The organism is Thalassolituus sp. (assembly GCF_034111725.1).
Lineage (GTDB): Bacteria > Pseudomonadota > Gammaproteobacteria > Pseudomonadales > Oceanobacteraceae > Thalassolituus.
This window is the reverse complement of the sequence record NZ_JAWUWR010000028.1, coordinates 1-15,344: the sequence shown is the minus strand read 5'-3', so window position 1 is coordinate 15,344 and position 15,344 is coordinate 1. Positions and strand designations below refer to the sequence as shown.

Genomic DNA, 15,344 nt, shown 5'->3' with positions numbered 1-15,344 from the left:
ATGAATATTAAGACCAATAAATTCAAAGTACCTGCTGAGAGCATCGTCGATTTATCGCAATGGCCAACGCAGGTAGAAGACCTTTATAAGTCGAAAAAGAAATACAAAAAATTCCTAAAAAAGCAAATTGAAGCACTCAGCGCCCAGCAACAGCTGCAATACGCCGACAATAGCCATTCATTGCTGCTGATTTTTCAAGCAATGGACGCTGCTGGTAAAGACGGAGTGATTAAACACGTTATGTCGGGTGTTAACCCTCAAGGCTGCCAGGTATTTAGTTTTAAACACCCAAGCGCCAAAGAACTCGATCACGACTTTTTATGGCGTACAACTCAGTGTTTACCAGAGCGTGGACGCATCGGCATATTTAACCGCTCATATTATGAAGAGGTTCTGATCGTGCGCGTGCATCCAGAAATTCTGCACAATCAAAAGCTGCCCGATTGCTTATTGAAAGACGACGCTATATGGCCCAAACGCTATAAATCCATCGTCGATTTAGAAGGCCATCTACATCGCAATGGCACGCGAGTGATTAAGTTTTTTCTGCATCTATCGGAAGATGAACAACGCCAACGCTTTATTGACCGCATCGACCAACCCGAAAAAAACTGGAAGTTCACCATTGATGATATAAATGAGCGGGAGCACTGGGATGAATATATGAAAGCCTATGAAGCTTGCTTAACGGCGACTAGTACTGAGCACGCACCTTGGTATGTAATCCCTGCAGACGACAAGAAAAACGCACGTCTGATCGTATCACAGATTATTTTAGATGCTTACGAAGATATGGATATGAAGTACCCAGAAACCAGCGAAGAGCGCAGGCAAGAGTTGCTGGCGATCCGTGAGGGTTTGGTGAGTGACGAATAGCCATGAGTGGAAAGGAATGGGATTCGTGAGCATGGGCTTGGGCTTTTAACGCGGTGAGAGGCTTGGCCGGTGATGTGCTGGTGCTTCGCTATTTCCGATAATTGTTATTATCGGAATATCAAGGGTTTTATACTTAGATGCGTATCAGCACTTTTTATTCATCATTTTAATGAGCGCAGATAATGTTTCACAAACCTTTCTGGGAGGAAATTAAACCTTTCCAACAGAGGACGTATTTCTGAGGCCTGAAGGTATTTATCACCAAAAGCCAGTGCAGCAGCATAATCATGCAAAGCAGTTTTAAAACCCTCAAAACTATCACTGTTAAACATCTTCGTATCGGGTGGCAATGCGGTTGGATCTTTTATATCTGATGCGGGATGCACCATGACTGGTACGGGCGGATTACACATAGGATGACTGGTTAAATGCCAGTTAACGTGCATTCCTAACTGACCGCAATAGCCTTTTGAAATTGTCGTTGTGGTCGCTTCACTCTTGCATTCAAAAACAAATCCCCATTCTGGGCCAAGATACCAGAACACATCCGGCCCAGTACTGGTTTCAGTATCAGGTTGCTGCGACATAAGCCCGATCAGTTTCCCGGCATCAGATAATGCCTTTTCAAATTTTTTGCTTCCAAGTTCTACGAAGGTTAGGTCAGCAACAAGAGAGTTGACTGCAAGCACTATTTCATTGCCATTATTGTATTTGGAACTCAGGTATTTCTGAGTGTTTATTGCCTGGTCCATTGCACTACGATTTGATGGCTTTCGTTCTACGCCCTGGATTGGTTTGAGTAGCTTACTGTTAATTCTGATAGCTGATTTCTGAATTTTTTGTGCTCTTTCTGGATCCAAACGGTTGACGTATTTCCCGATTATTTGCTTCAGGTACCCCCTGTAAGCATCATCAATACCATCAATTCGATCCAGATTATTAATCTTTAAAATCGAGTCATCCATAACGGTGAAATACAGATTGTATGCTTCCCTGATTGTCGGAATAACAGGATCTGTACTTTGATTGCCAAACGTCAGGCCAGCCAATTCATTTAGAGCGACAGATACCCATCCCTGATCACGTTTCAGACAGGCATCCATAGTGTTTAAGATGTCTTGCGCCGTCTGGTTTCCTTTTCTTAATTCGCTTGTGAGCTTGTGGGAAAGCTCCAGCTGGGCTTTTGTTCCTGGAGAAAAGAAGTTTGTCGCATGTTTCAAATACAATGTTGAGATGAGGTCTGTCCCCATAAGCAATACGACGCAGTAGTCTGTATTAGACCGTACTCCCCGGCCCATGCCCTGCTCAACTTTATGGATCAGATCCCGGTGACCAAGAGAACTATCTGACAACTCAATTTCTGCAGCACGGTCGGCCAGTGACTTGTATACCGGCATGCCATCAATAACCAATACGCGGCAAGCATCTCCAGGTAAGTCAATGCCATCATATCGATTTACTAGAACGGTCAGCCCGGCTTTTGGGTTGGAGTGAAGCTCCTGAATGCCTTCTTCGATATTTTCACTGGTCAGAATCCTGTCAGCATACTCCTCCCAGAGTGCCGCTTTCTTGCTCGAAGGCGCAATAACAACAACGTTTTGCTCTCTGGATAACTCCCGGCACATACACCTGACATCTACTTCCGTTAATTCAGTGTTGATCTCTTGTGGTGCTAGAATCATCCTCTCGCCAATATCGCCAGCTTTACTTGGTGTAATAGGGCGTCCTAATTCTGTAGATGACACCCCGAAATGTGATGACAGAATGCTGTCATCAGATAGCGTGGCTGTCATAAAAATCCTACGAGTTGCCTGCGATATAGAAGGGATTACATCGATGGGAATGATGGATGTGGATATCTCTATTTCCTTGCTACTAACAATGCAATCACAAAGCAGGAGATGCTCACGTAACAGTGGGTAAGGCCATACAAGAAACTCTTCTTCTTGCGATCTGCCCAAAATGGCATGAATATCACCGATGGATTGTTGCCATGACCAGTAAGGTACTTTCTGACTGGCAAGGGGATCACCATTCGACACAGAGAAATGCTGAGCCGCACTTTGCTGTCTTATTGACTCGCTGAACAGGTTAAACAAGCCGCTATAGCAATCACTATTACTTGGTATTTTTATCGAAAACTGCTCATTAATCGTATTAAGACACGCGTGTGCATCATCGAAAATAATAGATCCGATATCTATTTTTTTGTGGTTGACTCCAAATACTGACCGACCATTCACGATCTTGTAAACATTACAGACAAGGATAGCTTCTCCACTCATGTATTCCCGTCTTTTTGGGTCATCTGTAACCTTGATGCCTAACTCTCTGGCTTCAGCGATCACCTGACGAACAAGGAGATCGTTAGGAGCCACATAGACTGCTGGCCCTTCGCCTTCATTTAGGCAGGATTGAAGGATACATAAGCCTACAGTGGTCTTCCCGCCTCCGGTATTCATTTTCAAAACCAGATCAGACTCATTTCTTCGGTCATGCCACTGGTTCCATACCTCAGCCTGTACATCACGAGGGTACTGATATTTTTCTGGCTGTAATTTAGGTAACGTCTGGAATATCGAACGAGGGTCGGTTGACGGAGGCTGGGTTGATTTTGAGCCTAATTTGGTGAAATCAATCATATTGGGACACACTGCCTTGTGAGCTATCTTTACAATTAATGGAACGATACTATCACCCAAGCGACATCAAGCGAACACCCTATTGAATCGCCACCTATTCTATTTGCCTAGCTTTTTTGATGGGGACTCCATTCATGCTCAAGCTGTCTTGAACCAAAGGTTACTCGTAAATCCCATGTCTTCATTAACCGCAGTTTGGATGTATAGCTATGTTATGCGCCGGAACGCGAAAGCGAGTTGGCTTCCTTGTGGAACTTTCTTGAACTTCACTGCATGGACTCTTCAATAATATGAAGCCATTGTTCAAATGAGTCAGCTGGCCAGTTGTTATCTATTTTAAGCCTTTCAATTGGATAAGGTTTTTTATTGCCGCCATACCAATTGAAATACGAAACTGTTTTGCCGTCTTTGTTTGGTTCTTTAGAAAGAGGCACATCCCATTCGAAGATATAAAACTTCGTGCCTATTGGGAAATCGGTTTCTTTTGGCAACTCAGTACGCTTTAACATTATCAGCTCCAATCGTTGTGCGCATTCTGCCCCCCTCCCTTTTGTGTGACTCACCTTTTTAGAGTGCTGCAGTAAGATCGGCGGTGAAATAAATCCCTTTCAACTGCCCTATTTCACACAGTTGTTTAAAGGCTTCGCTACAAAATAAGCAAAACGTCTGTTCAGTGTGGAATTTAAACAACGGCTCATTCACTGTTGGATTGAATTTTAGAGAAGCTACGCCCTGCTTCCACCCATTTTTAGTGTCGTAAGTTATATTGGCGTCACGGTCACTTTTTAGAACTAACGCATTAAATATATACGCAGGCTTTCCGTGAAGTTCGCACGGAAGAAACTCACCGTAACTACTAAGGGCTGCCCCTAGAGACTTGTGGGCCTTTTCATTCATGAGCAATAGGCCAGATTTCCAGATGCTAATATCTGCCAAATCAACTGTATCTTCATTGTGAAAATACGATAGTTCGATGGGTGACCAGTGCTCTCTGATAGATTTATTTACCACAGGAAGAAACATTGCCTCTTTCTCCCCGATGCTAGGGTCGAGCACATCTAAGTAGTCATCTGTATCAAATACAATTGACTGATAATGGCGAACGTCAGCATGAACTTTATAGATCGTCATTGGTTTTAAACACACTAAGTATTGGCGATTCAGTGACGTAATCTGGCTGCGCGCCGTCACGTTGCTGACAACGCAGTTCTTTCAACCTATTTTTAAAAGCTTGCTCATTCATTATGTATTGAGCAAATACCAATCCATTCAATTCAGCCTCCATATAGGCCGAGTGAAACTTTTCAGTACAATATACGCTAAAGAAACTGTCGTACTCGATACGAAACACGGGATTGGTAACCAGCTCTTCATTAAAACCAATCCAAACAATCTCGCCCCACTCATTTTTCTTGCATAGGTCTTTGTTTAACGCGTTATCTTCGAGGGCTAATGGGTTGAATAAGTAGCCCGTTCCGCCTGCGTGAAAAACGGGTAGAAATTCCCCGCAAGGCTCTAGAATGTCTTTTAGCGCTGCATAGGCTTTTTCGTTCAAAAAGAGACGACCATAGTGCTGAGATATATCAGGTATGGGCAACGTCTTTTGCTTGCCTGAAATATAAAATTCCAACTCCATCGGTTTCCATACGTCAGAGTATGAAATCGGAGATTCGTCGAAATGGAACATAGTATCTTCGCCTAAAGCTTTACGGGCGAACTTTCCATCAATACTAAATAGCTGGAATTTTTCGATGTCGGGATGTATTGAATAAATCATGCCGCTTCTTACCCTATCCTGATCATAAGAAGAATGCCTGATTATTCCCGCAGGTCAATACCTCTGTAGTTCCCCTCAATTTAATACCGAAGCGGCCATTTAAAAAAGACCAAAACCAATACCAAAGCATTAGGTTTTGCCATATTCTGAACAGTCTAAGCAGGCGCTCTTGCAGAGTTCTTAAATTCCAACGAACCGACCAATTATGAACCCTTAATCTGTGGCGATCATTTGCTCGCACAAACCATACAGACATTCAGCTATCTAAAACAACGCCTAGAAAAAGGCGAAATACAACTACCTGAAAAATCTCAGTCTCTGCTGTCATTTGGCCAAGCATCCATCAAACAAGGCTAGGGGTAACGTATGCACCTTAAACAATTACTCGAACAGTATTCGCACACCGCCACCACTGGTGTTCCTGAGTGGATGATTGGCTGTTTTAAGCGCCGCAGCATCTCCTTTGCTAATGGCATGACCGATGTGTAAACACGTGTTTTCTGGTTGCAAGGGCGCAACCTAACCATCGATTTGCGCTTACCTAAAGTTGAAGACCAAGTTAAAGAAACTTGGGAAGCGTGTAACCAAGAAGAAATTTACGAACTGTTAAATTATGAGGGCTGGTACGCGGACACGTTATGGGAGAACGACATCCTAAGCTGGTCTGGTGGAACGTCTTTTCAGATCCACAACCGCTGGCCTGAACCCGCTATTTTAAATCGTGTGGGCGACTGCATGATGGAATATTCACCTAACAATACTTATGTGGAAGACTGGCGTCTTAAGTCACGAACAGAGGGCCCGTTGGTTAGCCTCAGGTTAATCGAAGAAATTAACCTGACGACCGGTGAATGCCGTCATCGGGATGGCGCTCTAATCATTAATGGCGATTGGGCTGGCCTTGTTTTAGGTCGAGCTGACGACATCATTAGCGATATCAAAGGTATCCAATTGCGCGATCTATTGTCGCAAAAGCAATACGATTCTGGTTTTTATAAACAGGTATTTAATTTCGAAACATCGGTGGCGCAAGGCGACTTGAATAGTGGTTATACAATTAACCACTCCACCCAAGCATCCCGACTTGAAACCTCCCTATTTTGTCTTGACGGTTTTGAAATCGACAAAGAGAAGAATGAGATTACACACACCTTTGAATATAGCCATGAAGATAAGAATGAAACCATTCAACGACGGTTTGTAATCGATACATTTGAGCCGGCCTTTCATTACCAACCTACCACTGTGATGACAAAAGAATCACAGCGCTGGTTTGAAGAAGAGCGTCAAACCCTGGGGCGCTATTTAGAAATTATTAATTAGCCAACATAGACATCCTCGCGCTAGGCTCCGAAGGCTTGGCAGCAAGACGAGGGGTTATTGATATGATTCACGGATATGTACCACTCGCGAGATAATGATGGCTGGTATTCAGTTGTTACTGTAAAAAGGTAGTATCAGGCAAGAATAAAACGCATTTTACAGTTACAGTGTCACACAACACAAAGACTTCACGGTTGAAGTCTTTGCCCTCTTCTTCCCTAATGCCTCGAAGCCCTAGCAATAGGGTTTTTCTCTAGCATTGATTGCAATTTATTCAGAGAAATACAGCAAAGACAGTAGACGCTTAATTGCTAGTCTAATGCGTGTAATAAAGCCCTTGTTTGAGAATAGTTATGAACTAATCAACCATTCGCTGTTCGGAAAAGATGTAGATAGCAAACTGAAACTTATTAATCAGACTGATACTACCGAAAAAAGGAACATTCTTATGACAACAGCAAACTCAAAATCAGCGCCAAACAGTAGCGATAAAGAGAAAGAGTTGGAAGCAAGCAAGGCCGCAGTAGCTGAAGCCTACGAAAAGCTGATGGAAGCAAAAAATCATTTTAAAGCGGCTGCCGAATCGGCGGGCGTCGATATGAAGACCGATGCTACCGAGCAACTTAAAAAAGGGCGCGATAAAGCAAGCGACCTAACCGATCAAGCAACCGCATATATGAAAGAGAACCCACTTAAAACGATGGGGATCGCGTTTGCGGCAGGTTTTATTGCTTCTAAGTTTCTTACTCGTAAATGAGCATAAATAGCGATCAGGGGCGAGAGGATAGCTCCTGCGATGCGAACGCCTCGAATCCAGATATGGCAGATACTGATACCAGCAAAGAAGAAGCGCTGGCGAAAACTTTAGCGGATCAACTGATGGCCCTGTCGAGCCAGACTAGCATTGCAGTTAAAGAACTGGGTGACTTATTCAGGCTTGAATTACAACTATCCGTCGGAGATGCTCGGCGACTATTGCTGACTTGGTTGGCGTTGATCCCCGTGATAATCCTAACTTGGATATCGGCGACGGTTCTGGCGGCTTGGCTGGTATTCGACTTTTGCGCTTCAGTAACCTTAGCGCTAACCACTTTTATGCTTCTGCAGATTCTGCTGTGCACCTTTCTGCTCATTGTTAGAAAACGATTCCGTAAAGGTTTGGGTTTCAAACGTACCAAAACACATGCGAAACGACTTTTACAGGGAATGACAGATACAGGCGATCACCGATGAAACGACACCAGTTAATAAATCATATTGATGCTCTTGATCAGACGCTCAACCAGAGAATAGAAAACATCACCCTACTCGCGCACGATACACACAGCACCCTCAAACAAGTTCCACCCGTTTGGCTAATTAGTATCGGCGCGGCGGCAGGTGCATTGACGGCCACCATAGGGCTACAACGCTTTTACTCCATGGGAATTGCCGGTAGCCACCTGTCCCCACTGACCAGTAAGGCCTTTAGCATTGGCAAACAATTCGGGGCTGGTGAATGAACCCACAGGCGCAGGGCGAATCAGCCAGTAATAAAGAAGAAAACGAATCCCGGCAAACACGCTTAACTCCTACGCGGGCTGTTACATATTGGCTGTTCGCCATTGTTTTACTCTATACGCTCTACTTTGCTAAAACCCTGTTTTTGCCGATCGTCGTAGCGGCTCTCTTTGCCCTATTATTGAGCCCTGTCGTAAGCTTTCTTCAACGTTTCTACGTTCCCCGCACTTTGTCTGCCCTGATACTTATCACAATGATTGGTGTGCCGTTCACACTACTTGGCATGCAGCTAGCTGAACCCGCACAAAAATGGGGTAAGAGAATTCCCGAGCTTTCATCGCAATTAACCACCGAACTCAATGAGATAAGTCAGACATTATCCACGGTTGAAATGCAGGCTGAACAAAATACGGCTCAGCAAGTTGGAAAAGAACAAAGCTTCCGCTGGTTTGGCTGGTTCCGCAGCGATGAAGCAAAAGAAGAACCAACAGAAGCAGTATCAATCACCAATCCAGTTTCTGACCGTTTTAAACAAGGAGGAATGGAGTTAGTCGTCGAGGTTTTAGGTGCTACGCCTGTCGTACTGGCACAGTTTTTTACCTTCCTAATTCTAGTCATTTTTATGCTGGTATTTAGTCCTTTGCTGTATGCCAACTTTATTAGTGGTTTTTCTCATGAGCGCGATAGAGAGGCCGCAAACTCCTTGCTTAATGAAGTACAGCGAGAGCTATCGCGCTATATTTTGACAGTGAGTGTGATTAATACAGGTCTTGGTGTTATTACTGGGTTGGCACTATGGAGCGCAGGTGTAGACGACGCTCTCCTCTGGGGGGTGATGGTCGCATTGCTCAATTTTGCCCCTTATGTCGGCCCTATTATCGCGCTGCTGGTTCTATACCTCGCAGGCGTTATTCAATATGGCGCAGAGTGGATAGCATTTATGCCTGTGCTGATTTTTTTCAGTATCAATATAATCGAAGCACAATACATAACCCCCACTGTATTGGGACGCAACATGCGCCTGAATCCGCTGATATTAATACTATGGGTGGTGTTGTGGGGCTGGCTCTGGGGTGCTGTTGGAGTGCTTATTGCCGTACCTTTATTGGTCTGCCTGAAACTTGCCGCCGCGAGACTCAATGTTCTTACACAATGGGTGCGCTTGATAGAAACGCCTGGCTAAGAATCGCCTGTCTCGATTGTTCTTATAGTGGCCTTCTTAATTAAAATCGGCAATTACTAACAATGTTCGCAGCAATCCCCAGACCTAAAAAAGCCCAGTAAGCTAAATCTTACTGGGCTTTAATCGTCTTCCCTCTACCCGATCTCTTATTCAGGTATTCAGGCAGACTTAAGCATTTCCCTCACCACATAATGCAAAATGCCGCCATGTTTGAAGTACACCGCTTCATTGGCGGTATCAATACGCGATTTTAGGTCGCAGGTTGTGGTTGAGCCATCTTTGTAGGTGATGGTCATTTTCAGGGTTTGCCCTGTAGTGATTTCACCCGACAAGCCTTCGATGCTGATGGTTTCTTCGCCAGTCAGTTTTAGGCTTTTGCGGTTCGTGCCGATAGGAAACTGTAACGGCATGACACCCATACCAATCAAGTTAGACCGGTGAATCCGTTCGTAAGATTCTGCGACCACGGCGCTAACGCCCAACAAACGAGTGCCTTTGGCAGCCCAATCTCGGCTGGAGCCGGTGCCGTATTCTTTACCGGCAATAATGACCAAAGGCGTTTTCTGCTCTTGGTATTTCATCGCGGCATCGTAAATGGCCATCTGCTCGCCGGTGGGAACGAACTTGGTGTAGCCACCTTCCACATTGTCTAGCATTTCGTTTCTTATGCGCACATTGGCGAAGGTGCCGCGCATCATCACTTGATGATTACCACGACGCGAGCCGTAAGAGTTGAAGTCTTTTGGTTCCACGCCATTAGCTTGAAGGTATTTGCCAGCAGGGGTATCCGGCTTAAAGGAACCCGCTGGTGATATGTGGTCGGTAGTTACCGAGTCACCTAGCAAGGCCAGAATGTTGGCATCTTTGATATCGCTAATCGCATCAGGCTCTTCTCGCAGCCCTTCGAAAAAAGGCGGGTGCTGAATATAAGTCGAGTTGTCAGTCCAGTCATACACTTTGCTTTTCGGGAATTCGATGCCCTGCCATATGGCATCGCCGTCGAACACAGCGCCGTATTCTTTGTGGAACATCTCGGTTTTTACTTTAGCAACCGCGTCAGCCACTTCTTGCTGGCTTGGCCATAAGTCTTTCAGGTACACAGGCTCGCCGTCTGAATCAATGCCGAGTGGCTCTTTGGTCAGATCTATCTGCACGTTGCCTGCTAACGCGTAAGCCACAACCAATGGTGGTGATGCGAGCCAATTGGTTTTTACTAGCGGATGCACTCGGCCTTCAAAGTTACGATTACCAGAGAGCACTGACGCCACGGTCAGGTCGCCGTCGGTTATGGCTTTCTCAACCTCATCGGGCAATGGGCCGGAGTTACCAATACAGGTGGTGCAACCGTAACCCACTAGATTAAATCCAAGTTTATCTAGGTCAGTATCTAGCCCCGCAACTTTTAGATAGTCGGTGACTACCTTAGATCCTGGCGCCAGCGAGGTTTTAACCCAAGGCTGTGTTTTAAGGCCTTTTGCGACGGCTTTTTGCGCGATCAAACCGGCGGCCATCATCACACTCGGGTTCGAGGTATTGGTACAGGAAGTAATAGCGGCGATGACAACCGCACCGGGATTAAGGTGGAATTTCATGCCTCTCATTTCCAGTGGCTTGCTGGATGAGTGATGATAGCTAGCATGAATGCCGACCGCAGTTTGGCCGCCTTCGGAATCGAGTTTGGTTTCTTGGGTTTGCGCAGGGCCTTCGGCGGTGGCCATCAACAACTCAAACGACGCTTTCATGTCTTTCAGGGCGACGCGATCTTGCGGTCGCTTAGGGCCAGCAAGGCTTGCTTCCACTTCGCCCATGTCCAGTTCAAGCTTGTCAGTATAGATCGGCTCATGTCCCGGTTCACACCATAACCCTTGAGCTTTGGCGTACGCTTCGATCAACTCCAGCTGGCTTTCTTCACGACCGGTTAAGCGCATGTATTTGATGGTTTGTTCATCTACCGGGAAGAAGCCACAAGTCGCACCATATTCGGGGGCCATGTTGGCAATGGTCGCTCGATCGGCCACGGGCATGTCTTGCAAGCCGTCACCATAAAATTCGACGAATTTACCAACAACGCCTTTTTTGCGCAGTATTTCTACAATGGTCAGTACTAGGTCGGTGGCGGTTATCCCTTCTTTGAGTTTACCGCTGACCTTAAAGCCCACTACTTCAGGGATCAGCATGGATACCGGCTGGCCTAGCATGGCAGCTTCAGCCTCAATGCCGCCCACGCCCCAACCAAGAATGCCCAGCCCATTGATCATAGTGGTATGAGAATCCGTACCCACTAATGTATCTGGATAAGCCACTGTTTTGTCGCCAATGTCTTTATGCCAGACCGTTTTGCCTAAGTATTCGAGGTTAACTTGGTGGCAAATACCTGTACCGGGTGGCACGACCCGGAAGTTATTAAACGCATGCTGGCCCCAACGCAAAAACTCGTAACGCTCTTGGTTACGTTCCATCTCGATGGCTACGTTATCTTTAAAGGCGGAGGCATCACCGAAGTGATCAACCATGACCGAGTGGTCGATCACCAAATCTACCGGAGTGAGTGGGTTGATCATGGCTGGATCTTTGCCCGCCGCTTCCACTGCAGCACGCATGGCGGCAAGGTCGACAACGCCGGGCACACCGGTAAAGTCTTGCATCAGAACGCGTGCGGGGCGAAATTGAATTTCGGTGTCTGATTTTCGATCTTTTAGCCATTGCGCCATGGCATCAATGTGCTTGCGCTCTACCGTGGTACCGTCTTCATTGCGGAGTAAATTTTCGGTGAGTACTTTGAGCGAGAAAGGTAGTTGGTTCAAATCGCCCAGCGTTTCTGCGGCTTTGGGCAGACTGTAATAATGGTAGGTTTTACCGCCAGCTTCGAAGCTGGATAACGTGTTGAGACTGTCTTTGTTAAACTCATTATTGAATTCTGAAATCGACATCGGGTGCCTCCTGTTTGTTAAAACTCAACGTGCCGGAACCCTGATGCGACCGGAATTGTGTTACCTACAACAGGAATACCATAGTAAAGAGTTTATTTTCCGGATCTAAGTAAGGTACGGGAAAAACGGTTTAGTTCATATTGAATCTAGCGCTAAAGATGCTAAGGTTCATGGCTTACTTAACTTCATGGGTTTTAACTTCGGTTTATGAATCGCAATGTACTGTCTTATCTGCTGTTGATCTTGATTGCATTGCAATCTGTGATAGCTGCCGCGGATGTGCATCCCTTCGATGATTCAGACGTAGTGCCCCATTCTTCGGAATACGCAAATGATGCAGCCGAGTTAACACCGGAACACTCGACGGTTAGCAATACTTCCGAGCAAGACCTTGCTATCGACGAAATATTTCACTGCCACCACCATGGCTGTCATTGCCATGTGTATCTATCCGATAGTTTCAGCGCTACGGATTATTTGTATAAACATCCGCTGCATAACGCCTACCAAACCATTATTCCTGTGGCACCATCCTCGTCGTTGTACCGCCCCCCTATCGCCTGATTTTACTGCTTAAGTTTTTTTCTGCGTTATCGTTTTTATGGCGATGCGCGGTTGGCATTATCTTAAATAAGTAGGATCTACTTCATGTTACCACTACATACTGCGCCTAGTTTTAGGGCGTGGAATCGTGCTCTGCGAAATATCTGCAAGCGCGGCGTTCTGTTCTGTTTTTTATTGTTTACGTTTTCTTCAGGGCTTAATGCTGCGCCTGAAAACTCAGTTATTACGCTCACCCATGCGGTGCAGCGCACATTGTCTGAGAATCCATCCCTCGACGTATTCCCCTACCGTTACGTCGCACTTGAGGCACAAGCAAAAACCGCGCAATTGCGGCCCGGTTATGAGTTGAGTGTTGATGCAGAAAACATCGCCGGCAGCGGTGATTTTTCGGGTTTAAACACCGCAGAGCTAACAATTGCTTTGTCTTCAGTGATCGAAATGGGCGACAAACGCTCAGCCCGCCAAGGTGTGGTGTTTGGCAATCGCTCCACTCTGTACGCCCAACAACAAGTGGAATCTTTGTCGTTGTTGGGTGAAGTCACACGCCGCTACGTTGATGTACTGGCGGCTCAGGCATTGGTCGAGTTGGCAAAAGACGCAGCCCAACTGGCCAACGACAGCTTACGCATTGTTGAAAAGCGCGCTAAGGCAGGCGCAACCCCTGAGGCCGAAGTTAAACGAGCACAAGCCGCAACCGAGCAAGCGAAACTGGCTTTACTGGCAGAGCAACAGCGGCTGTCATACCTCAAAGTGGCGTTATCTGCTTTGTGGGGCCTGACTACTCCGGATTTTGATACAGCTGAGGGTGATCTATTTCAGTTTGGCAACGACGTTGAATTCGAGGTGTTGTTCGCCAAAGTGGAACGGAATCCGGCGATAGATATATTCGCGACACAGGCGCGTTTAAAAGAGGCTGAATTACGACTGGCTAGAACCCAATCCCGAGCCGATATCACTTGGTCGCTGGGGGTGCGACGCATGCAGGAAAGCAACGATACCGCTTTGGTTGCAGGCTTTAGTGTGCCGCTGTTTGCCGGTAAGCGAAATTCCGGTGCGGTATCGACCGCACTTGCGGAACAACATCAGGTGTCAGTGCAACGTGAGGTCACCCTGCTCGACTTACACACCCAACTATTTCGCGCCTTTCACAACCGCAAGCAAGCCATAACAACGGTTACCACCTTACGCACTGCCATTATTCCCGCCCTTAAAGAAGCTTTAGTCGAAACCCAAGCGGCCTACCAACGAGGTCGTTACGGCTATCTCGATTATGTCAGTGCCCGCCAAGAGTTGCTGAGTGCAGAGCGCACTCAAATTGAGGCAGCGGCGGCGGCATTAACTTACGGCGCGGAAATTGAGCAACTGACGGCTGAGCCTTTGGCAATCACTCAATATGGCGAAGAAACCACCATTTCAGGAACAGCACAATGATTTCCAATACTTCAATGACAACAAAGCTTATCTGTCTTACGGCTTGCTGCCTCAGCTTGGTATCAGGCCAAATTTTGGCCGAGACAGACCATCAAGAAGAAGATCACGGACACGAGGAGCATGTACAAGAAGACCATGCACAAGAAAATCACGGCGAAGAAAATCACCAAAACGAGGAGCCTGATCACGAAGAACATGACGAAGGCCATATTGAACTCACTCAAGATCAAATTCAGCATTCGGGCATTAGCTTAGCAACCGTGACTGCTGGGACTATTAGCGATGTATTGCCTGTATATGGCGTTATTGCCATCAATGCCGAGCGCGTACAGGCAGTAACAGCGCGCTTCGATGGGGTTGTTCGCAGCGTGAATAAGCGTATCGGCGATGCCGTGCACAAAGGCGATACGTTATTGACCGTAGAAGCTAATGAGAGCTTGAGAACCTATGCGATTAATGCCGCCATCAACGGTGTGGTAACCGAGCGCAATATCAATGCCGGTGAGCACACAAACGCAGCGCCTTTGCTGGTAGTACAAGACTTATCAACGGTTTGGGTCGACTTGTCGATCTTCCCTAAAGATGCCGCTCAGGTTGGTTTGGGGCAGCAGGTTCGTATTCACAATCTTGATGGCAGCCAAAGCGCCACAGGTGACATCATTTATATAGCGCCGCTAGGCCAAGGTGCAAACCAAGCCATGACGGTACGTGCCTTGATCGACAACCCTAACGGCGCATGGAAACCCGGACTCTTTATCAATGCCAACATCACCCTTGCCGAAGTCAAAGCGCCGCTAGTGGTAGCTAACGCTGCGGTGCAGATTGTCGAAGACAAGCCCGTCGTTTTTATTCAAGGAGAGGAAGGTTTTGAACCTCGCCCCGTGACACTAGGGCACAGCGATGGCGAGCACAGCGAAGTGCTCGCAGGGCTGGTGAATGGTGACGTTTATGTCAGCAAAAACAGCTTTATTCTGAAATCGGAGCTGGGTAAGGAGGATGCTGAACATGCGCATTAATCCATTATTACTCGCCTTTGACCGGTCATCTGAACTTAAAATAGGCGTTCATTATGATCGATAAACTGATTCAATTTTCTATCGCCCGCCGCTGGCTGGTGA

General features: G+C 46.5%; 15 protein-coding genes. 10 read left to right on the top strand and 5 right to left on the bottom strand.

Going from position 1 to position 15,344, the window contains the following annotated elements; translation table 11 throughout:
• Entirely contained in the window at positions 1–876 is an 876-nt protein-coding gene (locus UXZ23_RS04065; RefSeq protein ID WP_320819367.1) for an ADP-polyphosphate phosphotransferase, read from the top strand.
• A gap of 161 nt (positions 877–1,037) precedes the next feature.
• On the opposite strand, the gene UXZ23_RS04060 is transcribed toward UXZ23_RS04065, so the two are convergent.
• From UXZ23_RS04060 to UXZ23_RS04045, 4 genes are all read right to left on the bottom strand, one after another.
• Positions 1,038–3,518 carry a DEAD/DEAH box helicase gene (locus UXZ23_RS04060; RefSeq protein ID WP_320819366.1) on the bottom strand — a complete coding sequence of 827 codons (2,481 nt, stop codon included), beginning with the start codon at positions 3,516–3,518 and terminating at the stop codon, positions 1,038–1,040.
• Between the two features lie 266 nt (positions 3,519–3,784).
• Positions 3,785–4,027 (bottom strand): hypothetical protein, encoded by a 243-nt coding sequence (locus UXZ23_RS04055; RefSeq protein ID WP_320819365.1) that lies wholly within the window; start codon positions 4,025–4,027, stop codon positions 3,785–3,787.
• Between the two features lie 58 nt (positions 4,028–4,085).
• The gene (locus UXZ23_RS04050) at positions 4,086–4,649 is read right to left on the bottom strand and encodes a hypothetical protein (protein WP_320819364.1); all 564 of its coding nucleotides are present in this window, start codon (positions 4,647–4,649) and stop codon (positions 4,086–4,088) included.
• A complete protein-coding gene (locus UXZ23_RS04045) occupies positions 4,636–5,295 on the bottom strand; it encodes a hypothetical protein (RefSeq protein ID WP_320819363.1) in 660 nt (219 codons plus the stop codon). The genes UXZ23_RS04050 and UXZ23_RS04045 overlap by 14 nt, the downstream gene beginning before the upstream one ends.
• Positions 5,296–5,661: 366 nt before the next feature.
• On the opposite strand from UXZ23_RS04045, the gene UXZ23_RS04040 reads away from it, so the two are divergent.
• From UXZ23_RS04040 to UXZ23_RS04015, 6 genes are all read left to right on the top strand, one after another.
• Complete coding sequence (locus UXZ23_RS04040; protein WP_320819362.1) at positions 5,662–5,784, top strand: hypothetical protein; 123 nt, start codon at positions 5,662–5,664, stop codon at positions 5,782–5,784.
• Between the two features lie 15 nt (positions 5,785–5,799).
• Positions 5,800–6,618, top strand: a complete 819-nt coding sequence (locus tag UXZ23_RS04035) for a hypothetical protein (protein ID WP_320819361.1) — start codon at positions 5,800–5,802, stop codon at positions 6,616–6,618.
• 259 nt (positions 6,619–6,877) lie between these two features.
• A complete protein-coding gene (locus UXZ23_RS04030) occupies positions 6,878–7,375 on the top strand; it encodes a hypothetical protein (RefSeq protein WP_320819360.1) in 498 nt (165 codons plus the stop codon).
• A gap of 62 nt (positions 7,376–7,437) precedes the next feature.
• Positions 7,438–7,851: a hypothetical protein gene (locus UXZ23_RS04025; RefSeq protein ID WP_320819359.1), complete on the top strand. Its 414-nt coding sequence runs from the start codon at positions 7,438–7,440 to the stop codon at positions 7,849–7,851.
• A complete protein-coding gene (locus UXZ23_RS04020) occupies positions 7,848–8,120 on the top strand; it encodes a hypothetical protein (protein ID WP_320819358.1) in 273 nt (90 codons plus the stop codon). The genes UXZ23_RS04025 and UXZ23_RS04020 overlap by 4 nt, the downstream gene beginning before the upstream one ends.
• On the top strand, positions 8,117–9,301 hold the full coding sequence (locus UXZ23_RS04015; RefSeq protein WP_320819357.1) for an AI-2E family transporter: 1,185 nt from the start codon (positions 8,117–8,119) through the stop codon (positions 9,299–9,301). The genes UXZ23_RS04020 and UXZ23_RS04015 overlap by 4 nt, the downstream gene beginning before the upstream one ends.
• Positions 9,302–9,459: 158 nt before the next feature.
• On the opposite strand, the gene acnA is transcribed toward UXZ23_RS04015, so the two are convergent.
• The gene (acnA, locus tag UXZ23_RS04010; protein ID WP_320819356.1) at positions 9,460–12,231 is read right to left on the bottom strand and encodes an aconitate hydratase AcnA; all 2,772 of its coding nucleotides are present in this window, start codon (positions 12,229–12,231) and stop codon (positions 9,460–9,462) included.
• Positions 12,232–12,438: 207 nt separating this feature from the next.
• Here acnA and UXZ23_RS04005 point away from each other — a divergent pair, with 207 nt between their 5' ends.
• The 3 genes from UXZ23_RS04005 to UXZ23_RS03995 all read left to right on the top strand — a co-directional run bounded on the left by UXZ23_RS04005 (position 12,439) and on the right by UXZ23_RS03995 (position 15,242).
• Positions 12,439–12,795, top strand: coding sequence for a hypothetical protein (locus UXZ23_RS04005; protein WP_320819355.1), 357 nt, complete (start codon positions 12,439–12,441; stop codon positions 12,793–12,795).
• A gap of 84 nt (positions 12,796–12,879) precedes the next feature.
• Positions 12,880–14,226 carry a TolC family protein gene (locus UXZ23_RS04000; RefSeq protein ID WP_320819354.1) on the top strand — a complete coding sequence of 449 codons (1,347 nt, stop codon included), beginning with the start codon at positions 12,880–12,882 and terminating at the stop codon, positions 14,224–14,226.
• Complete coding sequence (locus UXZ23_RS03995; RefSeq protein WP_320819353.1) at positions 14,223–15,242, top strand: efflux RND transporter periplasmic adaptor subunit; 1,020 nt, start codon at positions 14,223–14,225, stop codon at positions 15,240–15,242. The genes UXZ23_RS04000 and UXZ23_RS03995 overlap by 4 nt, the downstream gene beginning before the upstream one ends.
• Positions 15,243–15,344 lie beyond the last annotated feature (102 nt).

Bases quoted from the DNA above. Each gene is read 5' to 3' on its own strand.
- UXZ23_RS04065 (WP_320819367.1), top strand. From the start codon at position 1: ATGAATATTAAGACCAATAAATTCAAAGTACCTGCTGAGAGCATCGTC.
- UXZ23_RS04060 (WP_320819366.1), bottom strand. From the start codon at position 3,518: ATGATTGATTTCACCAAATTAGGCTCAAAATCAACCCAGCCTCCGTCA.
- UXZ23_RS04055 (WP_320819365.1), bottom strand. From the start codon at position 4,027: ATGTTAAAGCGTACTGAGTTGCCAAAAGAAACCGATTTCCCAATAGGC.
- UXZ23_RS04050 (WP_320819364.1), bottom strand. From the start codon at position 4,649: ATGACGATCTATAAAGTTCATGCTGACGTTCGCCATTATCAGTCAATT.
- UXZ23_RS04045 (WP_320819363.1), bottom strand. From the start codon at position 5,295: ATGATTTATTCAATACATCCCGACATCGAAAAATTCCAGCTATTTAGT.
- UXZ23_RS04040 (WP_320819362.1), top strand. From the start codon at position 5,662: ATGCACCTTAAACAATTACTCGAACAGTATTCGCACACCGCCACCACT.
- UXZ23_RS04025 (WP_320819359.1), top strand. From the start codon at position 7,438: ATGGCAGATACTGATACCAGCAAAGAAGAAGCGCTGGCGAAAACTTTA.
- UXZ23_RS04020 (WP_320819358.1), top strand. From the start codon at position 7,848: ATGAAACGACACCAGTTAATAAATCATATTGATGCTCTTGATCAGACG.
- UXZ23_RS04015 (WP_320819357.1), top strand. From the start codon at position 8,117: ATGAACCCACAGGCGCAGGGCGAATCAGCCAGTAATAAAGAAGAAAAC.
- acnA (WP_320819356.1), bottom strand. From the start codon at position 12,231: ATGTCGATTTCAGAATTCAATAATGAGTTTAACAAAGACAGTCTCAAC.
- UXZ23_RS04005 (WP_320819355.1), top strand. From the start codon at position 12,439: ATGAATCGCAATGTACTGTCTTATCTGCTGTTGATCTTGATTGCATTG.
- UXZ23_RS04000 (WP_320819354.1), top strand. From the start codon at position 12,880: ATGTTACCACTACATACTGCGCCTAGTTTTAGGGCGTGGAATCGTGCT.
- UXZ23_RS03995 (WP_320819353.1), top strand. From the start codon at position 14,223: ATGATTTCCAATACTTCAATGACAACAAAGCTTATCTGTCTTACGGCT.